Genomic DNA, 23,116 nt, shown 5'->3' with positions numbered 1-23,116 from the left:
CCGACGGACGGCCCGCTCCGTGAGGGAGAATCGACCGCGTGAGCCTCTCCCCCGACCCGGGCACCGACTGGCGTCCGCACGTCGCCGACCCGGCCGCTCGACCGCCGTCGACCCTGCCGCACGTCGTGTTCTTCGAGCCGCGCATCCCGGGGAACACGGGGAACGCGATCCGGCTCGCCGCGGTCACGGGCGCACGCCTGCACCTCGTGGAGCCGCTGGGCTTCGACCTCGACGAGCCGAAGCTGCGCCGTGCCGGGCTGGACTACCACGACCTCGCGGCGGTCGAGGTGCACGCGGACCTCGACGCCGCCCTCGCCACGCTCCCCGGACGGGTCTTCGCCTTCACGACGCGCGCGACGACGTCGTTCACGGACGTGACCTACCGGCCCGACGACGTGCTCCTCTTCGGCCCGGAGCCCACCGGCCTGCCCGACGACGTGCTCGCGCACGCGCGGATCACCGACCAGCTGAAGATCCCGATGCTCCCGGGCCGACGCTCGCTCAACCTCACGAACGCGGCGTCGATCGCGGTCTACGAGGCGTGGCGCCAGACCGGCTTCGCGGGCGGCGCCTGACCGCCGCCGCCCGCTGTGGGCATGAAGAGGGCCCGGTCCTGAGGTCAGGACCGGGCCCTCTTCATGCCCACAGCGGTGGGTCAGGTGAGGTCGCGGACCTCGGCGTAGCGCTCGCGGATCGCCGGGACCGGTACCGCCTCGGTCACCGTGCCCGACGACGCCGCCCAGGTCGGCGGGTCGACGTCGCCCGGTCCGGTGGAACCGTCGGCAGCACCTTCGGCGGCCCGGTGCGCGGCGAGGACCCACGCGGCCTGGCGCGCCGCGCCGTCGGCCACGTACTCCCCCGGCTCCGGGACCGCGACGGGCAGCCCGAGGACCTGGGGCGCGATGCGCCGCACTGCCTCCGACTGCGCGCCGCCACCGATGAGCTGCACGCGCTCGACCGGGACGCCGAGAGCGCGCAGCGCGTCGAGCCCGTCGGCGAGACCGCACAGCATGCCCTCGACGAACGCGCGGGCCAGGTACTCACGCGTCGCCGTGCCGAGCCGGATCCCGTGCAGCGTGCCCGACGCGTCGGGCCGGTTCGGCATGCGCTCGCCCTCGAGGTAGGGCACGAGGACGAGCCCGTCCGCGCCGGGCGGCGCCTCGAGCGCGAGCCGCGACAGCTCCTGGTGGTCGACCCCGAGCACCTCGCGCGCCGCGTCGAGCACGCGGCTCGCGTTGAGCGTCACGGCGAGCAGGAGGTACCGGCCCGTCGCGTCCGAGAACCCGTTGACGAGCCCCGAGCCGTCGGCGGTGCGGGCGTCCGCGACGGCGGACACCACGCCCGACGTCCCGATCGACACCGCGACGTCGCCCGCCGTCATGCCGAGCCCGAGCGCCGCACCGGCGTTGTCACCGGCTCCCGGGCCGAGGAGCGCACCACCCTCGACGCCCGCCCCGGCCACGGTCGGGTGCGCGACCCCCGCGACCGCCGACGGCGCGAGCACGCGCGGGAGCACGACGTCGGTCCGACCGAGCGCGAGCTCGAGGAGGTCGAGGCGGTAGCCCTCGCGACCGTCGCCCCGAGCGGGTTCGTTCGCGGACGGGCCAGCCCGGGTCGCGTCCCAGTACCCCGTGCCCGACGCGTCGGACGCGTCGGTCACGAGCGCGTCGAGGTCCGGGCCGAGCGGCGCCGTCGGGTCGTCCGCAGGGCCGTACCCGGCGATGCGCCACGTGAGCCAGTCGTGCGGCAGCGCGACGGCCGCGACGCGGGCCGCGTTCTCCGGCTCCGCGTCGCGCAGCCAGCGCAGCTTCGTGACGGTGAGCGACGCGACCGGCACGGAGCCGATCGCGTCGGCCCACGCCTGCGCGCCGGCCTCCTCGGCCGACGCGACCCGCACGCGCGCGTCGGGCACGCCCTCGGCGAGGCGCGCCTCCCCGAGCTCACGGATCAGGTCGCGGGCCGCGGGCGCGGACCGGGTGTCGTTCCACAGCAGCGCCGGGCGGATCACCCGGCCCTCGGCGTCGAGCGCGACCATCCCGTGCTGCTGACCGCCCACGGCGAGCGCCGCGACGTCGTCCAGGCCGCCCGCCGCCGCCACCGCGGCACCGAGGGCGTCCCACCACGCGGCGGGGTCGACCTCGGTGCCGTCGGGGTGCTTCGCCGCGCCGAAGCGCCGCAGCGCCCCCGTCTCGGCGTCGCGCACGACGACCTTGCACGACTGCGTCGACGTGTCGATCCCGGCGACCAGGGTCCGGGCGGCGGGTCCGCCCGCCGCCCTTTCCACGGAGTCTTCGTGCGTCGACACGTCAGCCGATGAGGTGCTCGAGCGCGAGCTGGTTGAGGCGCACGAAGCCGAAGTCGCGGTTCGCCGCGGCGTCGACGTCGAAGTCCTCGTAGGCGCTGCGGTCCGCGAGGATGTCGGCCACGGTCTCGCCCGCGGCGAGGGTGGGCTCGCCCAGCTCGAAGACGCCGGAGTGCGCGAACGCCTCCTGGACGCGGCTGTCGGCGCGGTATGCCGCGGCCTTGCGCGCGAGCAGGCGGTAGGTGTCCATGTTGGCGCGCGCGGAGTCCCACACGCCGACCTCGTTCTCGGTGCGCGACGGCTTGTAGTCGAAGTGGCGCGGACCGGTGTACGTCGGACCGCCGTTCGGGAAGCCGTTCTCGAGCAGGTCGACCGTGAAGAACGCGGAGAGCAGGTCGCCGTGGCCGAACACGAGGTCCTGGTCGAACTTGATGGACCGCTGGCCGTTGAGGTCGATGTGGAAGAGCTTGCCCGCCCACAGGGCCTGCGCGATGCCGTGCGTGTAGTTCAGGCCGGCCATCTGCTCGTGGCCCGTCTCGGGGTTGAGGCCCACGATGTCGCCGTTCTCGAGCTGCGCGATGAGCGCGAGCGCGTGGCCGATCGTCGGGAGGAAGATGTCGCCGCGGGGCTCGTTCGGCTTGGGCTCGAGCGCGATCTTGAGGTCGTAGCCCTGGTCCTTGATGTAGCCGGCGACCGTGTCGATGCCCTCGGCGTAGCGCTCGTGGGCCGAGTGCAGGTCCTTGACGCCGTCGTACTCGGTGCCCTCGCGGCCGCCCCACATGACGAACGTCTTCGCGCCGAGCTCGGCGGTCAGGTCGACGTTGCGCAGCACCTTGCGCAGCGCGTAGCGGCGCACGCCGCGGTCGTTCGACGTGACGCCGCCGTCCTTGAAGACGGGGTGGCTGAACAGGTTGGTCGTCACCATCTCGATGACGAGGCCGGTCTCCTCGGCCGCCTTGCGCACCGAGTCGAGGCGCCGCGTGCGCTCGGCGTCGTCGGACCCGAACGGCACGACGTCGTCGTCGTGGAACGTGAAGCCCCACGCGCCGAGCTCGGCCAGCTTGCGGACCGAGTCGGCGGGGTCGAGCGCGGGGCGGCTCGCGCTCCCGAACTGGTCCTGCGCGGTCCAGCCCACGGTCCACAGACCGAAGGAGAAGTTGATGTCCTGAGTGGGCTCGTCGGCCACGATGGTCTCCTCGTCGAGAGAGTCGCGACGTGCTCGGCACGCCGACGACGTATTTTTGTCGTATGACTGAACTTATGCGCCGGAGTCGGTAAGGTCAAGACCGTGAACCGCAGCGTCGCGACCCGGACGGGTCCCCCAGCAGCCCGGCAGGCCACGCTGCGCGAGCACAACCTGGCCCTCGTCGCCCGCGCCGTCTTCGAGGCGTCCGTCCCGTGCTCGCGCGCCGACATCGCGGCGGCCAGCGGGCTCACCCGGGCGACCGTCTCGACGCTCGTCGACCGCCTCGTCGCCGCGCGCATCGTCGCGGAGCTCCCGCCCGCGACGCCGCAGCGCGCCGGCCGACCCGCGGTCCCCCTAGCCCCCGCGGCGCGCACGATCGTCGGCCTGGGCCTCGAGGTGAACGTCGACTACCTCGGCGGACGCGTGCTCGACCTCTCGGGCGCCGTGGTCGCCGAGCACGTCGACCCCGACGACCTCCACGACAGCGACCCGGGCGAGGTGCTGGCCCGCCTGGGCCGCATCGCGCGCGACCTGGTCGAGCGCGTCCGGGCCGACGGCATGACGGTCGCGGGGGCCCGTCTCGCGCTGCCGGGCCTCGTCGACTCCCGCGCGGGACGCCTCGAGGTCGCGCCCAACCTGGGGTGGTCCCGCCTCGACCCCGCGCCGCTCCTCGGCCTCGACCCGGAGCTGCCCGTCGAGATCGGCAACGAGGCCAAGCTCGCCGCCCTCGCCCAGTCGAGCCGCGGCGTCGTGCCCGACGGCGCGGGGCACGGCGAGGAGGACGGCTCGCCCCAGCCGGTCCCGTCCACCTACCTGTACGTCTCGGGCGACGTCGGCATCGGCTCGGCGATCGTCGTCGACCGCCGCCTGTTCCACGGCCGGCACGGCTGGGCGGGCGAGATCGGGCACGTCGTCGTCGACCCGCGCGGCCCGCGCTGCCGGTGCGGCGCGACGGGCTGCCTCGAGCAGTACGCGGGCAAGGACGCGCTCCTGCGCGGCGCCGGCCTCGACGTCGGCGCCGACACCGCCGAGCTCGTCGCCCTGCTCGACGCAGGCGCGCCCGCCGCGCGGGAGTCGGTCGCACGCGCGGGCACGGCACTGGGCAGCGCGCTCGCGGACTACGTGAACCTCGTGGACATCGACACCGTGCTGCTCGGCGGGATCTACCCGGCGCTGCTGCCGCACCTGCGCGCGCCCGTCGAGGCGGAGCTCCAGACGCGGGTCCTCGCCGCGCCGTCGGTCGACCTGCACGTCGCCGCCGCGCCCGTGGGCGACCACGCCGCCCTCACGGGCGGCGCGCGCGAGGTGCTCCGCGGCGTCGTGGAGAACCCGAGCGCCTGGGTCGAGGGCGACTGACGGACCCGCCCGCGCGAGGTAGTACGCCGGTCTCGGCGCGAGAGCACCCACTGGCCTGACGTTCTACCTCACGGGATCGCCTGGGTTCGCCTGCCCGTGGCGAGCCGAGACACGGGCGAGACGACGCCAGGAGGGGTGGATGGGGGCGCCGCGTCGTGGCGGGTCTGGCGGGAGCGTCGCGAGGAACGAGCGACGCGGATGGTAGACGCGGCGCCCCCATCCACCCCGACACCCAGGGCGACCACGCGGCGCCCCACCCACCCCGACACCCGGGGCGACCACGCGCCGTCGGGCGCGACCGGGGTACTACCTCGGCGGCGGCGCCGTGCTCGCGCGGGCGACGAGACGCGTCGGGACGAGGCGCGTGCCTGCCTCGTGCACCCCCTCGCGCACCTGCCGCAGCACCTGCTCGACGCACCGCCGCCCGACCTCCGCGAAGTCCTGGTGGACAGTCGTGAGCGGCGGCAGGAACTCGCTCGACTCGGGCAGGTCGTCGAACCCGACGACGCTCACGTCCTCCGGCACGCGCAGACCCGCGTCGTGCAGGGCGCGCACGAGCCCGAGCGCCATCTGGTCGTTGGCGACGAACACGGCGGTGACGTCGTCGCGCGCGGCGAGTCGACGACCGGCCTCGTACCCGGACGTCGGCGACCAGTCGCCGCGCTCGACCGGCGGCACGTCGCGCCCCGCCTCCTCGAGCGTCGAGCGCCACGCCGCGGTGCGTCGCTCGGCAGCGAACGAGTGCGCAGGCCCGGCGAGGTGGTGCACGGTCTCGTGGCCCAGGTCGAGCAGGTGCCGCACGGCCTGCCGCGTGCCGTCGGCCTGGTCGGTGTCGACGACGGCGTAGCTCTCGCCCGCGTCGGAGTCCGCGACGACGACCTGCACGCCGGGCGGCAGGCTCACCTGCGCGACGTCGAGGAGGTGCACCTCCATGAGCAGGATGATCGCGTCCACGGCGAGCTCGCCGAGCCGCGTGAACGCGCCGCGGACGCCGTCCTGCGTGGGAGCCGCGACGGGGATGATCGTGATGGCGTAGCCCTCGGCTGCGGCAGACGTCGCGATCGCCTCGAGCGTGCGGACGTTGCCCGTCGTCGCGAGCGAGAAGAGGATGACGCCGATCGTGCGGAAGCTGCCGCTCTTGAGCGCGCGGGCGGCGCTGTTCGGCCGGTAGCCGAGCTCGGTCATCGCGGCGAGCACCCGGGTCCGCGTGGACTCGACGACGCCGGGGTGGCCGTTGGACACGCGCGACACCGTCTGCGCCGAGACGCCGGCGACGCGCGCGACGTCGGCCATGGACACGCGTCTCGGCGTCAGCAGGCCGCCCGCCGGGCTCGCGTGCCGGCGCGAGCCGTCAGGCGGCGTCGCCGTCAGCGTCGTGGCGGCGGGGGCGTCCTCGTCGAGCCCGTCGGTCATCGTCCTCGTCCTCGTGGTCCGGTCGTGCGGGAAGGTGCGCGGCAAGCATGCCGTGCGAGATCACCCTAGGCGATGTTTGCGCAAACACCGAGCGTCGTGCATGCTGATGTTTACGTAAACACCCGGGGACGACCGACGTCCCCCGCCCCCGACGACGAGGAAGCAGCATGACGACGACGTCCCCACCCGTGGTGGTCTCCGACGTGCCACCGGTCGACGGCCCCTCCTCCCGGCCCGCGCGCCGCCGACGGCGCTCGTGGATCGGCTGGGGCTTCGTGGGCCCGTTCATGGCCGTCTTCGCGCTCGTCTTCCTCGCGCCGATCGCGTACTCGATCTACCTGAGCCTGTTCCGCACGCAGATGGTCGGCGGCACGCAGTTCGTCGGGTTCGAGAACTACGCGCGCGCCTTCTCCGACCCGCAGTTCTGGTCGGGCGTCACGCGCGTCGGGCTGTTCCTCCTCGTGCAGGTGCCGATCATGCTCGGCATCGCGCTGCTCGTGGCGCTGGCGATCGACAGCGGCCGCCTCTACGGGAAGAACTTCTTCCGCATCTCGATCTTCCTGCCGTACGCCGTCCCCGCCGTCGTCGCGACGCTCATGTGGGGCTTCATGTACGGCACGCGCTTCGGCCTCGTCGGCAACCTCAACGACGCGCTGGGGACGTCGATCCCCAACCCGCTGTCGCCCGAGTGGGTGCTCCTGGCGATCGGCAACATCGTGACCTGGGAGTTCGTGGGCTACAACATGCTCATCTTCTACTCGGCGCTGCGCGTCATCCCGACGTCGCTCTACGAGGCGGCCGAGCTCGACGGCGCGAGCCAGTGGCAGGTCGTGCGGTCGATCAAGATCCCCGCGATCCGCGGCTCGCTCGTCATCGCGACGATCTTCTCGATCATCGGCTCGTTCCAGCTCTTCAACGAGCCGAGCATCCTGCAGAGCCTCGCGCCGAACGCCATCACGACGTACTTCACCCCGAACCTGTACGCGTACTCGCTGTCGTTCTCCGGCCAGCAGTACAACTACTCGGCGACCGTCGCCATCATCATGGGCGTCCTCACGATGATCGTGGCCTACGTCGTCCAGCTGCGCGGCATGCGCAAGGAGGCCTGACCGTGACTGCGACGACTCCCACCAACCCGCACCCGTCCGTCGTGCCCGTCGTCGGGCCGTCGCGCCGCAAGCCCGTGCGCCTGCGCTCGCGCGCCGCGCACAGCGTCTCGACGCCGCGCCGCAGCACGCTGCTCACGATCCTCAGCGGCGTCGTGCTCCTCTACGCGCTCGTCCCGCTGTTCTGGCTCTTCGTCAACGCGACGAAGACCCAGTCGAGCCTGTTCTCGTCGTTCGGGCTGTGGTTCAGCGGCGACTTCGCGCTGTTCGACAACATCGCCCGGACCCTGACCTACGACGGCGGCATCTTCGGCCGCTGGTTCGCCAACACGGTCCTGTACGTGGTGGTCGGTGCGGGCGGCGCGACGTTCCTCGCCGTGCTGGGCGGGTACGCGCTCGCCAAGTTCGACTTCCCGGGCAAGCGCGGGGTGTTCGCGACGGTCATCGGCGCGGTCGCCGTGCCGGGCACCGCGCTCGCCGTCCCGACGTTCCTCATGTTCAGCCAGATGGGCCTGACGAACACGCCGTGGGCCGTGATCATCCCGTCGCTCATCTCGCCGTTCGGGCTCTACCTCATGTGGGTCTTCGCGGCCGAGGCGATCCCCACCGAGCTGCTCGAGGCCGCGCGCGTGGACGGGTCGAACGAGTTCCGCACGTTCTTCCAGGTCTCGCTGCCGCTGCTCGCGCCCGGGATCGTCACCGTCCTGCTCTTCACGATGGTCGCGACGTGGAACAACTACTTCCTGCCGCTGATCATGCTCAAGGACCCCACCTGGTACCCCCTGACGCTCGGCCTCAACGCGTGGAACGCCCAGGCCGCGACGGCGGGCGGCGAGGCGATCTTCGACCTCGTCATCACCGGGTCGCTGCTCACGATCCTGCCGCTGATCGCCGCCTTCCTGCTCCTCCAGCGCTACTGGCAGTCCGGCCTCGCGGCCGGGTCCGTCAAGGAGTGAGCACGCCCGTCTGCACCCACCCCCGCACCACCATCCGTCTGACGACGAAGTGAGAGGAACCCTCATGTCCATCCGCACCCCCCGCACCCTGCGGGCCGTCGCCGCCACCGGCGTCCTCGCCCTCGGCCTGGCCGCCTGCAGCTCCGGCAGCGGCGACGACGCCGGCTCCGGTGCCGACGCCGGTTCCGCCGACGACGTCGCCGCGGCCCTCGAGGAGGGCGGCTCGCTCACCGTGTGGGCGTGGGAGCCCACGCTCGAGCAGGTCGTCACCGACTTCGAGGCCGAGTACCCGAACGTCGACGTCGAGCTCGTCAACGCCGGCACCGGCAACGACCAGTACACCGCGCTCCAGAACGCGATCGCCGCCGGCTCGGGCGTGCCCGACGTCGCGCAGGTCGAGTACTACGCGCTCCCCCAGTTCGCGCTGTCCGAGGCCGTCGCCGATCTCTCGGCGTTCGGCGCCGCCGACCTGGACGGGACCTTCACGCCCGGCCCGTGGAACGCCGTCCAGCAGGGCGAGGGCGTCTACGGCCTGCCGATGGACTCGGGCCCCATGGCCCTGTTCTACAACGAGGAGGTCTTCACGCAGCACGGCATCGAGGTGCCGACGACGTGGGACGGCTTCGTCGAGGCCGCGCGTGCCCTGCACGCCGCGGACCCGAACGTCTACATCACCAACGACACGGGCGACGCGGGCTTCACGACGTCGCTCATCTGGCAGGCCGGCGGCCAGCCGTTCCAGGTCGACGGCACCGACGTGACGGTCGACCTCGCGGACGAGGGCAGCACGCAGTTCGCCGAGACGTGGCAGACGCTCATCGACGAGGACCTCCTCGCCCCCGTGAGCTCGTGGAGCGACGAGTGGTACCAGGGCCTCGGCAACGGGACCATCGCGACGCTCGCGATCGGGGCGTGGATGCCCGCCAACCTCGAGTCGGGCGTGCCCGACGGCGCCGGCAAGTGGCGCGTCGCCCCGCTCCCGCAGTGGGAGGAGGGCGCGTCCGCGAGCGCCGAGAACGGCGGCTCCGCGCTGTCCGTGCCCGCCGCGAGCGAGAACCAGGCGCTCGCCTACGGCTTCCTGGAGTACGCGAACGCCGGTGACGGCGTGCAGGCCCGCGTCGACGGCGGCGCCTTCCCGGCCACGACGGCCGAGCTCGAGTCCGACGAGTTCCAGGGCTACGAGTCCGAGTACTTCGGCGGCCAGAAGATCAACGAGGTCCTCGCGCAGTCGGCGGCCGACGTCGTCGAGGGCTGGTCCTACCTGCCCTTCCAGGTCTACGCGAACTCGATCTTCAACGACACGGTCGGCCAGGCGTACGTCTCGTCGACGACCCTGACCGAGGGCCTGCAGGCTTGGCAGGACGCGTCCGTGAAGTACGGCGCGGAGCAGGGCTTCACCGTCAACGAGTGAGGCACGCCGGTGGCCGGGCCTCCCGGCCCGGCCACCGGTCCCCGCCCGGCCTGCACGAGCGGCCTGCACGAGCCCTGCCTGCGCGAGCACAGCGCGTCTCGCGCCACCCGAGCACCATCCGAGGAGCACCCCGTGTCGACCACGACCGACCGACCCGTCCCCCACCGCTGGCTGCGCCGCCCCGGGCCGCACGCGCCGTCGGGCACGCCCGCCGCGACCGGAGCCGACGGCACGACCGACGACCACGCGCCGTCGGGCCTGTCCTACGGCGCGGACTACAACCCGGACCAGTGGCCGCGCGAGGTGTGGGACGAGGACGTGCGGCTCATGCGCGAGGCCGGCGTGACGGTCGTGTCGCTCGCGATCTTCTCGTGGGCGCGGATCCAGCCGACCGAGGACGCGTGGGACTTCGCGTGGCTCGACGAGATCATGGACCTGCTCCACGAGAACGGCATCACCGTCGACCTCGCGACGGCGACCGCGTCGCCGCCGCCGTGGCTCACGACGAAGCACCCGGAGATCCTGCCGCAGACCCGCACGGGCGAGACGCTGTGGCCCGGGGCGCGCCAGCAGTGGCGCCCGACGTCGCCGGTGTTCCGGGAGCACGCGCTGCGCCTCGTGGAGCGCATGGCCGAGCGCTACGGCGACCACCCCGCGCTCGTCGCGTGGCACGTGTCGAACGAGCTCGGGTGCCACAACGTCTACGACTTCAGCGACGACGCGGCCGCCGCCTTCCGGTCCTGGCTGCGCGCGCGGTACGCGACGCTCGACGCGCTCAACGCCGCGTGGGGCACCGCGTTCTGGTCTCAGCGCTACAGCGCGTGGGAGCAGGTCCTGCCCCCGCGCCTCGCCGCGTCGCACCCCAACCCCACGCAGCAGCTCGACTTCAAGCGGTTCTCGTCCGACGCGCTGCAGGACTACCTGCGCGCCGAGGCCGCGATCCTGCGCCGCGCGACCCCCGACGTCCCCGTGACGACCAACTTCATGGTCATGGGCGAGACGAAGGGCATGGACTACGCGGCGTGGGCCGACGAGCTCGACTTCGTCTCCAACGACCACTACGTGCTCCCCGGCCCGCAGGCGCTGGACGAGCTGTCGTTCTCCGCGAACCTCACGGGCGGCATCGCCCGGCACCGCCCGTGGTTCCTCATGGAGCACTCCACGAGCGCGGTGAACTGGCAGCCGGTGAACGTCGCGAAGAAGCCCGGCGAGCTCGCGCGCGACTCCCTCACGCACGTCGCGCACGGCGCGGACGCGGTCTGCTACTTCCAGTGGCGCCAGTCCGCCGCGGGCGCCGAGAAGTACCACTCGGGGATGGTCCCGCACGCGGGCGAGCACTCGCGCCTGTTCCGCGACGTCGTCGCGCTCGGCGCGACGCTGCGCGACCTCGCGCCCGTCGCCGGCAGCGAGCAGAAGCCCTCGCGTGCCGCGATCGTCTTCGACTGGGACTCCTGGTGGACGTCCGAGCTGGACTCGCACCCGACCGACCGCCTGCGGTACCGCGCCGAGGCGCTCGACTGGTACTCCGCGTTCCTCGCCCTCGGTGTGCGCGCGGACGTCGTGCCGGTCGCGTCCGACCTCACGGGGTACGACGTCGTCGTGGCGCCCGTGCTGCACGTGGTCCCGGCCCCGCTGCGGGACCGCCTCACGACGTACGTGGAGGGCGGCGGGCACCTCGTGACGACGTACTTCTCGGGCGTCGTCGACCAGGACGACCACGCGTGGCTCGGCGGGTACCCCGGTGCGCTGCGCGACCTCCTCGGCATCCGCGTCGAGGAGTTCTCCCCGCTGCTGGACCACGAGTCCGCGACGGTCGAGCTCGGCGGCGAGCAGCTCGAGGCGACGCTGTGGACCGAGCCGGTCGACGTCGTCGACCCCGACGTCGAGGTGCTCGGCTGGTACAAGACCGGCGAGCAGGCGGGACGCGCCGCCGTGACGCGCCGGGTCGTGTCGTCCGGCGAGCGCGCCGGGTCCGCCGCGTACGTCTCGACGCGCTTCGGCCGCGAGGGCCTCGTGCCCGTGCTCGCACGCCTGCTCGACGACGCGGGCGTGCGCAGCGAGCTGCCTGCCGCGGTGCGCGGCCACGTGGAGCTCGCGGTCCGCACGAACGGCACCGACGACTTCTGGTTCCTCGTCAACCGCACCACGCAGCCGGTCGAGGTGCCCGACGTCGCGGGCGACGTCCTCGAGGGCCGCCGCCTCGCGCCGTCGGGCACGACGAGCCCGGCGGGCACGGCGGGCACGGACGCCGTGGCCGCGAGCGACGCGACCGGCGCGCTCCTGCTGGACCCGCGCGGTGTGGCCGTCGTCCGCCGCCCGGCAGAGAGATAACCCCTCTCGCGGAGAGAGAGCCGTAGTCGCCGAGGTAGAGCCCTGGTAGCCCTCGTCCCCCGTGGGCACGAGGACCAGAGCTCTACCTCGGGGACCAGGGCTCTACCTCGCGCCACCACCGTTCTACCTCGGCACGAAGACCCCCCGCGGGAACGACCCGCACCCGGCGCCCCGGCGCCGGATCGCAGCGACGCGAAGGAGGTGGCTCAGGGATGAGCCGAACACCTGACGAGCGACAGCACGACGACTCGACAGCACGAGGAGGCCCGGCCGGCCGGTCCGCCCGACGGCGCGGTACCCGGCTCGGTGCGGGGATCGGGGCCGGGGCGCTCGTCGCCGGCTGCGCGCTCGCCGCGCTGCCCGCCCAGGCCGCACCTCTCGCTCCCGCCACGGGTCTGACGGGCGCCACGACGACGGCCGCCGCGGACGTCCCCGGCGTCACCGTCACCCCCGACCCGTCCTACGCCGGTGAGCCGTTCGAGGGCTGGGGCACGAGCCTCGTGTGGTTCGCCAACGCGACCGGCGACTACCCGGACGAGATCCGCGAGAAGCTGGCCGACATGGTCTTCGGCGACGAGGGCCTCAACCTCAACATCGCGCGCTACAACGTGGGCGGCGGCAACGCGCCCGACGTCCCGCCGTACCTGCGCGCGGGCGGCGCCGTCGAGGGCTGGTGGAAGGCGCCCGAGGGCACGACGCGCGAGGACGTCGACTGGTGGGACCCGGAGAACCCCGACCACTGGGACGCAGACGCCGACGCGACGCAGCGCTGGTGGGTCGACCGCATCAAGGACGAGGTCACGCACTGGGAGACCTTCAGCAACTCCCCGCCGTGGTTCATGACGGTGAGCGGCTACGTCTCGGGCGGGTTCGACGCGAACACCGACCAGCTCAAGACCGAGAGCATCGACGACTTCGCCGCGTACATGGTCGGCGTCACCGAGCGCCTCGAGGACGCCCACGGCATCCAGGTCGACACGATCGACCCGTTCAACGAGCCGAACACCAACTACTGGGGCACGCAGCTCGGCGCCGACGGCAACCCCACCGGGGGCCGCCAGGAGGGCGCCCACATGGGCCCGGAGCTGCAGCAGCAGGTCATCCCCGCGCTCGCCTCCGCGCTCGACGGCTCGGACACCGACGCCGTCATCTCCGCGATGGACGAGACCAACCCGGGCACGTTCGCGCGCAACTGGAACTCCTACCCGCAGTCCGTGCGCGACCAGGTGTCCCAGCTCAACGTGCACACCTACGGCACCGGCCAGCGCACGACGGTCCGCGACATCGCCAAGGGCGAGGACAAGCCGCTGTGGATGAGCGAGGTCGGCGGCAACTGGAGCTCCACCGGCCAGGACTTCGAGACCATGGAGTCGGGCCTCGGCAGCGCGCAGCACATCGTCGACGACCTGCGCGAGCTCGAGCCGTCGGCGTGGGTGTTCTGGCAGCCCGTCGAGGACTACACCAACATGGCGCCCGGTGGCGAGAGCGCGAACGGCATGAACTGGGGCGAGATCCAGATCCCGTTCGACTGCACCGCCGACGACACGCTCGAGACGTGCCCGATCTACACGAACACGAAGTACTGGGCGACCCAGAACTTCACGCACTACATCGAGCCGGGCGACTCCCTCGTCCGCTCGGACGACGCGAGCAGCACGGCCGCGGTCTCCGCGGACGGCGAGTCCGCGACCGTCGTGCACGTCAACGCCACGAAGGCCGAGCGCGCGGTCACGCTCGACCTGTCGAAGTTCGGTGCGGTCGAGTCCGATGCGACCGTCACCCCCGTCGTGACCAGCACGGCGGGCTACCTCGTCGAGGGCGAGCCGGTCGCCGTCACGACCGACGACCGGGGCGCGAGCGCCACGCTCACCGTCCCGGCCGAGTCCGTGACGACGTTCGTCGTCGACGGCGTCTCGGGCGTGGCGGACGACGCCGCGCTCGTCCAGGACGGCCACGTCTACCGTCTCGACGGCGTGCAGTCGAACCGCTCGCTCGCCCCGGCGGCGACCGGGGACGGCCTGGTGATCCGCACCGACGCCGCCGTCGCCGAGCAGGCGTGGGAGCTCACGGCCCTGGGCGCGCCCGAGGGCTCGGGCTCGCACCGCACGCGCTACGCGGTGACGAACGCGGCGACGGGCGAGCAGCTCGCGGTCGCCGCGGACACGTCGCCCGTGCTCACCGCGGCCCCCGCCGACGTCGCGGACACGCCCCTCGCTGCGCAGTGGATCCTGTCCACGACCGGTGACGGCACCTACACGCTCGTCAACGCGTCGTCGAAGACCCTGCTCGAGGTGGGCGGCCAGGCGACGGCCGACGGCTCGCCCGTCGGCACGTACCTCGCCAACTCCGGGATCAACCAGCGATGGCGGGTCGTCGACGAGACGGTCCTCGGAACCGAGCCCGTCGAGGCGTTCACCACGCCGGGCACGGCCCCGGAGCTGCCCGCGACCGTCACGCCCGTCTACCGCGACGGCGCGCGCGGCTCGCTCCCCGTGACGTGGGACCTGCCCGGCGACGACGCGTGGGCCGAGGCCGGGACCGTCGAGGTGACGGGGACCGTCGCGCTGCCCACGGGCGGCACGCTCGGGGCCACGGCGACGGTCGTCGTCGACACGCTCGACCGCACGCTCCCGGCGCGCGCGAAGGCGTACGCGGGCGGCACGCCCGAGCTCCCGACGACGGTCACCGCCGTCGCCGCGGGCGGCGCCGAGGTCCAGCGCCCCGTGACGTGGGACGCGGCCCCCGAGGGCGCGTTCGACACGGTCGGCGTGGTCGAGCTCACCGGCACGGCGGACGCCGGCACCGTGGACGGCACCCCGACGACCCTGCCCGCCGTCGTGCGGGTCCAGGTCACCGAGGCCGCGTCCGCCAACGGCGCTCTCGCCGCCGGCACGACCGCGTCCGCGACGTTCACCGAGCCGGGCTACTCCGTGGCCGGGGTCGTCAACGGCAACCTCACCGACAAGGCGTGGTCGAACTGGCTGTCCGGCACCAAGCGTGCCTCCGACACGCTCACCGTGACGCTGCCCGCCGAGCGCGACGTCACCGGCGTCGTGACCCGTTTCTGGAAGGACGGGTCGAGCGCGACCTGGGCGCAGTCCGTGCAGCTTCAGGCCCTCGTCGGCGGGACGTGGACGGACGTCGGCGGGCCGGTCGCCGTGGACGCGTCGCCCGACGGGCCCGCGCCCGTCGTCGAGGTCCCCGCGGACGTGCGCACGTCGTCCGTGCGCGTGGTCCTCACGGCGCGCCCGAACACCCACATGGTGGTGTCCGAGATCGAGGTGCTGGCCAAGGTGCCGGGCACGGGGTCGGACGCCGCGGCGTCGGGCATCACGGTGGACGGGGAGCCGCTCACGGGCTTCGCCCCCGAGGTCACCGCGTACGAGGTGCCGGTCGAGGGCGGCGTGCCCGAGGTCGCGGCCACCGCGCACGACCCGTACGCGAGCGTGGCGGTCGAGCCGGCGGACGCGGTCCCGGGCGTCACGACCGTCCGCGTGACCGCCGAGGACGGCACCGAGCGCGCCTACACGCTGTCGTGGACCGACGGCGCGCAGGTGCCCGTCACCGCGACCGCCGAGGTCCGGTGCCTCGCCGGGAAGGCGTACGTCGCCGTCCGGGCGACGAACGACGGCGCGGCGCCGGTCGACGTGACGATCACGACGCCGTACGGGTCGCGGTCGTTCGCCGACGTCGCCCCGGGCGCGAACGCGTACCAGTCGTTCGCGGCGCGCTCCGCGGCCGTCCCCTCCGCGACGGCCCAGGTCGTCGTCGACGGTCTCCAGCCGGTCGACGTGGCCTACGACGCGCGCTCCTGCTGACACCCGCACCACCGGCGGGCCGCCGGGGACGAGACGTCCCGGCGGCCCGTCGTCGTCCTCCGTCAGGGCCCCGAAGGACACGGTCCGGACACGGTCGGGGCTCGGACGGCGGGACCCCCGCGCGGGGGAGGCAGACATTGCGTAGCGTAGGCACTTGCGCCCTGGACCGTCCGGGGCGTGCTGAAGGAGGCGCGTCGGTGGCCGAGAGCGGTGTACGGGTGCAGGACGACGGGACCCTGTGGGTCATGTACGGCGAGATCGACGCCGCGGTCCAGGCGCGGCACGAGGACGACCTGCAGCGTCGCGCACAGGCCGCGACCGCTCAGATCCGCATCGACCTGACCGACGTGACGTTCATGGACTCGGGCGGGCTGCGCCTGCTCTACCACGCAGCGACCGCGGGCCCGACGCCGCCCGCCCTCCTCGGTACCCCCCGACGCGTCCGTGACCTGCTCGAGCTGAGCGGAGTCGACTCGTTGTTCGAGGTCGAGGACCCCGCGTGAGCATCGCCGCCGCGGACGTCCCGGCCCGCTTCGTCGAGATCGGCTCGTGGCGCCTCGCCACCCTGGCCGACCTCGGAGAGCTGCGCGGGCAGGTGCACCGCACCCTGACGGGCGCGCCCCTGCCGCCCGACCGTCACCTCGACGCGACGCCGGAGCGCATCGTGCTCGTCGCGAGCGAGCTGGCCACGAACGCGCTCCGCCACGGACGGCCGCCGGCGCGCGTCCGACTGCTCAGCGACGGGCGCGAGTTCGTCGTCGACGTCGTCGACCACTCCCCCGAGCGCCCGCCCGTCATCGACCCGCACCGACCGCCCGGCGCCGGCGGCTTCGGCCTGCAGCTCGCGCGTCGCGCGGCCCGCGAGGTCGGCTGGTTCACGACGGCGACGGGCGAGAAGCACGTCTGGGCCCGGTTCGAGGTTCCGGTCTACCGGGCCGGTACGGGGGCGCGGAGCGCGCTCGCGCTCCTGGCCTGACGTCGACGTCGAGCGCTCCCCGCCGGTGCGGCGGGGAGCACCGACACGTCAGGGCTCGCGGCGGAGCACGAGGAGCGTCGCGTCGTCGGCCGACTGCGGGTCACGAGCGGCGGCCAGGATCGCGTCGGCACCCGCCCCGGCGCCCCCGGCGAACACCGCGGCGAGGCGCTCGAGCCCTTGCCGGATCGACTCGTCTCGTCGCTCCACGAGCCCGTCGCTGTAGAGCACGAGCGCTCCACCGCGCGGCACCTCGAGGACGCGCGTCGCCGGCGCGCGGTCGACGAGGCCCAGCGGGGGCGCGCTCGCCCCCTCGGCCCAGCGCGGCGTGCCGTCCGCCTCCACGACGAGCAGGGGCGGGTGCCCGACCGACACGTGCTCGACGACGCCGCTCGCCGGGTCCAGCAGCGCGACCGCCACGGTCGCCACCTCGCCGGGGAGCGTCCAGCGGGCGAACTGCTCCAGCCGCTCGACGGCCTCGGCGGCCGACGACGTCCCGACCAGGGCCGCCCGGAGGGTCGTGCTCAGCTGACCCATCGTCGCGGCCGCCTGGAGCCCGTGCCCCGTGACGTCGCCGACGACGAGGGCCACCCGGCCCGACGGCAGGTCGAGCGCGTCGTACCAGTCCCCGCCGACGAGACCGGTACCCGCCGACTCGTAGCGCGACTCCAGCGTCCAGCCCTCGATGCGCGGCAGCAACGCGGGCAGCAGGCTGCGCTGCAGCTCCTCGGTCGCGCGCAGCGCCTTGCGCCCGCGCACGTAGAGCGCCTCGACGAGGTGCCCCCGCAGCGACGCGGCGAAGTCCGTCTGGTCCGGCGTCCACGGGCGGCTGTGCCCGCGCACGACCTCGCGCCACCGGTCGAACGACTTGCGCGGGCTCAGCCGGACGTCGCCGCCCTCGCGGCGGGCGATGGCCTTGTTGTGCGGGTCGCCGCCCCAGTCGACGTGCCGGAGCACCTCGTCGCGGACCCACAGCACGACCTGACCCTCCGGCAGCACGATGCCCATGACCCCCGCCACGTCGGGCATGAGGGCGGCGACCTCCGGCGCGTCGTGCGCGAGCCGGTCCGTGGACACCAGCTCCTCGCCGTGGGACAGCACCCACGCGACGAGGGCGCGGCACGCGTCGTCGTCGGGGACGTTCCCGACCGACGTGAGCCGGCCCTCCGCGACGACCACCGCGCCGTCGGCGCGCACGAGACGGCGCAGCCACCCGGACCGGGTGATCGCCGTGCCGAGCGGGGCCGCCTCGTCGCGGCTGTCCGCGGCGAGGTGCGCGAGCACGCTCTCCGCGCGCCGCACCTCGGCGTCACGCTCCGTCTCGGACTGAGCCACGAGCCGGACCGACAGCGCCGAGCCGAGGAACTCCGCCGCCGTGCGCACCTCGAACGGCGGCTCGTGCGGCCCCGCGTAGTGGTGGCACGCGATGAGGCCCCACAGCCGCCCCTCGCGCAGCAGCGAGATCGACATCGACGCCCGCACTCCCATGTTCCGCAGGTACTCGAGGTGGATCGTCGAGACGCTGCGCAGCGTCGAGTACGTGAGGTCGAGGGGGGCACCCGTCGTGGGCAGCACGGTGGGGACGATCGGCGTCGGCTCGTAGTCGACGTCGGCGATGAGCCGGATCCAGTTCTTCTCGTACAGGGCCCGTGCCTGGGGCGGGATGTCCGACGCCGGATAGTGCAGCCCCAGGAAGGAGTTGAGGTCCGCGCGGCGCGCCTCCGCGACGACCTCGCCGTTGTGCTCGGCGTCGAAGCGGTAGATCATCACGCGGTCGAACCGCGTGAGCTCACGGACGTGGCGGGCGGCGTCGTCGTACAGCTCGCCGAGGGTCGCGGCCCGCTCGAGGTCACGCAGGGAGCGGCGGACCGCGAGGTACGTGTTGGGGAACGTCAGGGGCCGCGCGCCGGCGGCCGGCTCGAGCTCGACGACGAGCACGGGCTCGGCGCCAGGGCCGTCGTCGGGCAGCGGCGGCCGGTGCAGCACCGCGTCGACGACGCGCGCCGTGGCCTCGAGCTGCAGGCTCAGCGGGTTGCGGTCGGCGAGGTCGCCCGGCGCGGACGCGTGCGTGAGGATCCGCGCTGCCGTCTCGGGTCCCACCGCCGCCGCGAGCGGTCCGCCGAGCAGGTCCTGCGGCGCCGCGCCGAGGAACTGGTCGCTGTTCTGCGAGACCTGGAGCACCGTGTGGTCCGACTCGCGCACCACGAGCAGCGCGCCGCGCGGCTGGATGAGGCCCGGGACGTGGATCGGCTCCCGGGCGCAGTTGTCGAGGTCGACGGGCTCTCCTGGTGCGAGCAACCCGTCAGGGTCGACCGTGCTGGTCACGCCTACCTCCGTCCGCCGCCGTCGCCGTGGCCGGTCGGGCACAGCGCGGAAAGATCGACGGATCACCTGGGCTCGACGATCCGGGTCGAACGGCTCAGGCTACCGCCTGCGGCGGCGTCCCCGCGCCGCCCACCCCCGGCGCTCCTCGGCGCGGCGCTGCGGGGACCGCCGAGCGCGTGAGCCATCACACGGAACTCCGCGGTAGCGTCGTACGTCGGACGGACGGGAGCACGGAGCGCCGTCCGCCCACGAGCCGAACCTGAAGGTGACCATGAGCACGCCAGCCGACCTGCCCGAGCCGATCCTGCGCGCGACGGACCTCTCCGCGGGGTACGCGGGACCGGACGTCGTCCACGGCATCGACCTCGAGATCGTCCCGGGTTCGGCACCCGTGGGGATCGTCGGCGAGTCCGGTGCGGGCAAGTCGACCGTCGTGCGAGCCCTCGTCGGGCTCGTGAAGCCCACCCGCGGGCACGCGACCTACCAGGGACGCACCGTCTCGAAGCTCTCGCGCCGCGACAAGAAGACGTTCAAGGCCGAGGTGCGCCGCGTCTCCCAGGACGGGCTCGCGGGCGTGGGGATCGACCCCCGCTGGACCGTCGACCGGACCCTGTCGGCAGCGCTCACCGAGGCACGCAAGGCCGGCCGGGCGAACGGGCGTCCCGTCGCCGACCTCCTCGCCGACGTCTCGCTCGAGCCGCGGTACGCGCCGCGCACCATCCACTCGCTCTCCGGGGGCGAGAAGCAGCGCGTCGCGCTCGCCGTCGCGCTCGCCACCCGGCCCCGGGCGCTCCTGCTCGACGAGCCGCTGACGGCCGTCGACCCGGCGATGCGCGGCGACGTCGTGCGCCGGCTCGGCGAGGCGACGCAGCAGCTCGGGACCGCGGTCCTCCTCGTGTCGCACGACCTCGAGCTCGTCGAGCGCCTGTGCGCCACGGTGCACGTGCTCGCCGACGGCACGTTCGTCGCGTCGGGCGCGCTGCAGGACGTGTTCGCGGGCACCGTGCCCGGGTCGGACCACCCGGCCGTCCGCGGGCTCGCCGAGGCCGCCCCGCTCGCGGTCCAGCGCTTCCGCTGACCCGCCCGGGAGAAAGTTCTCGACCGGTGTCGAAATCCGGTGCCCGCCGTTCGACGTCCTGGTGAACCCGCCCCCACGGCACTACGGTCGAGGGGCACTCACCGAGGAGGAACATCATGCGCGTCATGGTCCTGATCCACGGCACCGGAGCCGACGAGGACAAGATCGCCCCCACGCAGGAGATGCTCGCCCAGATGGGCGAGTACAACGAGCAGCTCGTCAAGGCGGGCATCATGCTCGACGGCCAGGGTCTGCACCCGAGCGCGAAGGGCGCGCGGGTCGTGTTCGACGCTTCCGGCACGTCCGTCGTCGACGGCCCGTTCACCGAGTCGAAGGAGCTTCTCGCCGGGTACTGGATCTGGCAGGTCTCCTCGCTCGAGGAGGCCGTCGAGTGGGCGAAGCGGTGCCCGTCCGACCCCGACCTCGGCAGCACGCAGGTGCTCGAGATCCGGCCCGTCTTCGAGGCCGAGGACTTCGGCGCTGAGTACACGCCGGAGCTCCGCGAGAAGGACGAGCGCCTGGCCGAGGAGATCAAGGCCCAGCACGGCGGGGCCTGAGCGATGACCGACGCACCGACGACGGAGCCCCCGGACGGGTCCGCCCGCGGGTCGGTACGAGGGTCGGTGCGAGGGTCGGTGCGAGGCGCGGACGAGGTGCGCCGGACCGTCGAGGCGGTCTGGCGCATCGAGTCGGCGCGCCTCATCGCGGGGCTCGCCCGCACCCTGCGCGACGTCGGGCTCGCCGAGGACGTCGCGCAGGAGGCGTTCGTCGCCGCGCTCGAGCAGTGGCCGGAGCAGGGCGTCCCCGACAACCCGGGCGCGTGGCTCACGACGGTCGCGCGCCGCCGCGCCGTCGACCTGGTCCGCCGCGAACGGACGCGCGACGCCAAGTACGCGCGCCTCGCGGCAGACCTCGTCGCGCCCGGCGCGAGCACCCGCGGCGGCACGACGGCGCGCGCGACGGACGGAGGAGCGGTGCTCGTGGGCAGCGTGCCCGCGCCGGACGCCGTGGTCGAGGCGCCCGTGGACGACGACCTCCTCGCGCTCGTGCTCGTCGCGTGCCACCCCGTGCTGCCGCGCGAGGCGCGCGTCGCGCTGACGCTCCGGCTCGTCGGCGGGCTGACGACCGAGGAGATCGCCCGCGCGTTCCTCGTCCCCTCGGCGACGGTCGGCCAGCGCGTCTCGCGCGCCAAGCGCACGCTCGCCGAGGCCCGGGTCGCGTTCGAGGTGCCGCAGGCGGACGAGCTGCCCGCCCGGGTGCCCGCGGTGCTCGAGGTCGTGTACGTCGTCTTCACCGAGGGGTACGCCGCGACGTCGGGCGACGCGTGGGTGCGCCGCGACCTCGCCGAGGACGCGATGCGCCTCGGCCGCGTGCTCGCCGGCCTGCTGCCGACGGAGCCGGAGGTGCACGGGCTCGTCGCCCTCATGGAGCTCCAGGCGTCACGCTTCGCGGCGCGCACGGGGCCCGACGGCGAGCCCGTCCTCCTCGCCGACCAGGACCGCTCGCGGTGGGACCGGCTCCTGGTCCGGCACGGTCTCGCCGCGCTCGACCGGGCGTTCGCACTCGGCACGCGGGGCGGGAAGGTCCTCGGGCCGTACACGCTCCAGGCGGCGATCGCCGCGTGCCACGCGCGCGCGGCGACGTTCGCCGAGACCGACTGGGAGGCGATCGTGTCGCTGTACGACGCCCTCGCCGCCGTGGCGCCGTCACCCGTGGTCGAGCTCAACCGGGCGGTCGCCGTGCTCATGGCCGACGGACCGGAGCGGGCGCTCGAGGTGCTCGACGCCGTCCACGGCGACCCGCGCCTCGAACGGCACCATCTCTACGGCGCGGTGCGCGGCGACGTCCTGTCGCGCCTGGGGCGGCACGCGGAGGCCTCCGTGGCCTTGGAGCAGGCGGCCGGGCTCGCGCCCACGAAGCGCGAGCGACGGCTCCTGCTCGGCCGAGCCGCAGCGGCGTCCTCAGTGGCCGAGGGCGGCGGCACGGCCGGCCGGACCTGACGGCCGGCGGGTCCGACGATCCCTAGGATCGGGGCGTGACCACGAGCCCTGCGCCCCTCGACGACGCCCGCCCCTCGCTGCGGGAGACGGCGTACGCGACGCTCAAGGCACGCATCATCGGGCTCGACCTGCACCCGGGCCAGCGGCTCGTCGAGCGGGACATCGCGACCGAGCTCGGCGTCTCGCGCGTGCCGCTCCGTGAGGCGCTGCACCAGCTCGAGAGCGACGGCCTCGTCGTCCTCGTGCCGCGTCAGGGCGCGCTCGTCGCGCCCTTCACGCGGGCCGACGTCGAGCAGCTCTTCGAGGTGCGCGAGACCGTGGAGGTGCTCGCGTTCCGGCTCGCCGCGCTGCGCCGCTCGGCGGCGGACCTCGCGACGATGGCCGCCGCCGTGGACGCGGCCCGCACCGCGCTCGCCGCGCACGACGACGCCGCGACGGCGGCTGCCAACGCCGGGTTCCACGCCGCCGTCGTCCAGGCGTGCGGCAACCCGCTGCTGCAGTCGATGCTCGCGCCGCTCGACGCGCGCGTGCGCTGGCTGTTCCACCTCACGAAGCAGCGCGACACGCGCGAGCAGTGCGAGGAGCACGCCGCGATGCTGGCGGCGATCGAGGCGCAGGACGGGGACGCCGTGGCGGACCTCGCCCTGCGGCACGTGGCGTCGGGGCGCGGGCCGAGCCTCGCGCTCGCGGAGACGTGGGCGTCGGCGCCCATCGACCCCGTCGAGGCGACCCGGACGCGGAACCGGGCGCGCTCGCGCTGACCGACCGCACCTCGGTCACGCACGTTTTACGGCCGGGTGACGCGCCGGAAACACGGGGTCCCCACACTCGGGCTTAGTGGTATACCACTAACTCGACCAG

17 protein-coding genes are annotated in these 23,116 nt (G+C 73.9%); 13 read left to right on the top strand and 4 right to left on the bottom strand.

All coding sequences use genetic code 11. From position 1 onward, the window contains the following. The first annotated feature begins 113 nt into the window (after window positions 1-113). Window positions 114-575, top strand: coding sequence for a tRNA (cytidine(34)-2'-O)-methyltransferase (locus V5D56_RS08480; protein WP_435738982.1), 462 nt, complete (start codon window positions 114-116; stop codon window positions 573-575). 80 nt (window positions 576-655) lie between these two features. Here the strand turns inward: V5D56_RS08480 and V5D56_RS08475 are convergent, their stop codons facing one another. Together V5D56_RS08475 and xylA are read right to left on the bottom strand one after the other, a co-directional pair. After that, window positions 656-2,284, bottom strand: a complete 1,629-nt coding sequence (locus V5D56_RS08475; RefSeq protein ID WP_435738603.1) for a xylulokinase — start codon at window positions 2,282-2,284, stop codon at window positions 656-658. Window positions 2,285-2,306: 22 nt separating this feature from the next. Further along, window positions 2,307-3,488, bottom strand: coding sequence for a xylose isomerase (gene xylA, locus V5D56_RS08470; RefSeq protein ID WP_435738602.1), 1,182 nt, complete (start codon window positions 3,486-3,488; stop codon window positions 2,307-2,309). A gap of 102 nt (window positions 3,489-3,590) precedes the next feature. On the opposite strand from xylA, the gene V5D56_RS08465 reads away from it, so the two are divergent. After that, complete coding sequence (locus V5D56_RS08465) at window positions 3,591-4,844, top strand: ROK family transcriptional regulator (RefSeq protein ID WP_435738601.1); 1,254 nt, start codon at window positions 3,591-3,593, stop codon at window positions 4,842-4,844. Between the two features lie 306 nt (window positions 4,845-5,150). Here V5D56_RS08465 and V5D56_RS08460 read toward each other — a convergent pair whose 3' ends face one another. After that, window positions 5,151-6,257, bottom strand: a complete 1,107-nt coding sequence (locus tag V5D56_RS08460) for a LacI family DNA-binding transcriptional regulator (RefSeq protein WP_435738600.1) — start codon at window positions 6,255-6,257, stop codon at window positions 5,151-5,153. 167 nt (window positions 6,258-6,424) lie between these two features. On the opposite strand from V5D56_RS08460, the gene V5D56_RS08455 reads away from it, so the two are divergent. The 7 genes from V5D56_RS08455 to V5D56_RS08425 all read left to right on the top strand — a co-directional run bounded on the left by V5D56_RS08455 (window position 6,425) and on the right by V5D56_RS08425 (window position 16,855). After that, entirely contained in the window at window positions 6,425-7,366 is a 942-nt protein-coding gene (locus V5D56_RS08455) for a carbohydrate ABC transporter permease (RefSeq protein WP_435738599.1), read from the top strand. A gap of 2 nt (window positions 7,367-7,368) precedes the next feature. After that, window positions 7,369-8,319, top strand: a complete 951-nt coding sequence (locus V5D56_RS08450) for a carbohydrate ABC transporter permease (RefSeq protein WP_435738598.1) — start codon at window positions 7,369-7,371, stop codon at window positions 8,317-8,319. A gap of 64 nt (window positions 8,320-8,383) precedes the next feature. After that, the gene (locus tag V5D56_RS08445) at window positions 8,384-9,730 is read left to right on the top strand and encodes an ABC transporter substrate-binding protein (RefSeq protein ID WP_435738597.1); all 1,347 of its coding nucleotides are present in this window, start codon (window positions 8,384-8,386) and stop codon (window positions 9,728-9,730) included. A gap of 132 nt (window positions 9,731-9,862) precedes the next feature. Continuing rightward, on the top strand, window positions 9,863-12,061 hold the full coding sequence (locus V5D56_RS08440) for a beta-galactosidase (RefSeq protein WP_435738596.1): 2,199 nt from the start codon (window positions 9,863-9,865) through the stop codon (window positions 12,059-12,061). 212 nt (window positions 12,062-12,273) lie between these two features. Then, window positions 12,274-15,879: an Ig-like domain-containing protein gene (locus tag V5D56_RS08435; protein ID WP_435738595.1), complete on the top strand. Its 3,606-nt coding sequence runs from the start codon at window positions 12,274-12,276 to the stop codon at window positions 15,877-15,879. Window positions 15,880-16,076: 197 nt separating this feature from the next. Beyond that, entirely contained in the window at window positions 16,077-16,382 is a 306-nt protein-coding gene (locus V5D56_RS08430) for an STAS domain-containing protein (RefSeq protein WP_435738594.1), read from the top strand. Beyond that, the gene (locus V5D56_RS08425; RefSeq protein WP_435738593.1) at window positions 16,379-16,855 is read left to right on the top strand and encodes an ATP-binding protein; all 477 of its coding nucleotides are present in this window, start codon (window positions 16,379-16,381) and stop codon (window positions 16,853-16,855) included. The genes V5D56_RS08430 and V5D56_RS08425 overlap by 4 nt, the downstream gene beginning before the upstream one ends. A gap of 48 nt (window positions 16,856-16,903) precedes the next feature. Here V5D56_RS08425 and V5D56_RS08420 read toward each other — a convergent pair whose 3' ends face one another. Then, the gene (locus tag V5D56_RS08420; RefSeq protein WP_435738592.1) at window positions 16,904-19,177 is read right to left on the bottom strand and encodes a SpoIIE family protein phosphatase; all 2,274 of its coding nucleotides are present in this window, start codon (window positions 19,175-19,177) and stop codon (window positions 16,904-16,906) included. Window positions 19,178-19,448: 271 nt separating this feature from the next. Between V5D56_RS08420 and V5D56_RS08415 the strand changes: the two genes are divergently transcribed. The 4 genes from V5D56_RS08415 (at window position 19,449) to V5D56_RS08400 (ending at window position 23,016) form a co-directional block, all read left to right on the top strand. Continuing rightward, window positions 19,449-20,255 (top strand): ABC transporter ATP-binding protein, encoded by an 807-nt coding sequence (locus V5D56_RS08415; protein WP_435738591.1) that lies wholly within the window; start codon window positions 19,449-19,451, stop codon window positions 20,253-20,255. A gap of 125 nt (window positions 20,256-20,380) precedes the next feature. Next, entirely contained in the window at window positions 20,381-20,812 is a 432-nt protein-coding gene (locus tag V5D56_RS08410) for a YciI family protein (protein ID WP_435738590.1), read from the top strand. 78 nt (window positions 20,813-20,890) lie between these two features. Next, on the top strand, window positions 20,891-22,255 hold the full coding sequence (locus V5D56_RS08405) for an RNA polymerase sigma factor (protein WP_435738589.1): 1,365 nt from the start codon (window positions 20,891-20,893) through the stop codon (window positions 22,253-22,255). A gap of 35 nt (window positions 22,256-22,290) precedes the next feature. Further along, window positions 22,291-23,016 (top strand): GntR family transcriptional regulator, encoded by a 726-nt coding sequence (locus V5D56_RS08400; protein WP_435738588.1) that lies wholly within the window; start codon window positions 22,291-22,293, stop codon window positions 23,014-23,016. Window positions 23,017-23,116: the final 100 nt, after the last annotated feature.

Origin of the sequence: Cellulosimicrobium sp. PMB13, from assembly GCF_051294865.1 — a bacterium.
Classification (GTDB): Bacteria; Actinomycetota; Actinomycetes; order Actinomycetales; family Cellulomonadaceae; genus Cellulosimicrobium.
Note: the sequence above shows the minus strand (reverse complement) of the source record. Positions and strands in the feature narration are given on the sequence as shown.

Excerpts from the sequence above, each read along its gene's own strand:
- V5D56_RS08455 (WP_435738599.1), top strand. The coding sequence starts at position 6,425 with ATGACGACGACGTCCCCACCCGTGGTGGTCTCCGACGTGCCACCGGTC.
- V5D56_RS08435 (WP_435738595.1), top strand. The coding sequence starts at position 12,274 with ATGAGCCGAACACCTGACGAGCGACAGCACGACGACTCGACAGCACGA.
- V5D56_RS08445 (WP_435738597.1), top strand. The coding sequence starts at position 8,384 with ATGTCCATCCGCACCCCCCGCACCCTGCGGGCCGTCGCCGCCACCGGC.
- V5D56_RS08410 (WP_435738590.1), top strand. The coding sequence starts at position 20,381 with ATGGTCCTGATCCACGGCACCGGAGCCGACGAGGACAAGATCGCCCCC.
- V5D56_RS08460 (WP_435738600.1), bottom strand. The coding sequence starts at position 6,257 with ATGACCGACGGGCTCGACGAGGACGCCCCCGCCGCCACGACGCTGACG.
- V5D56_RS08415 (WP_435738591.1), top strand. The coding sequence starts at position 19,449 with ATGAGCACGCCAGCCGACCTGCCCGAGCCGATCCTGCGCGCGACGGAC.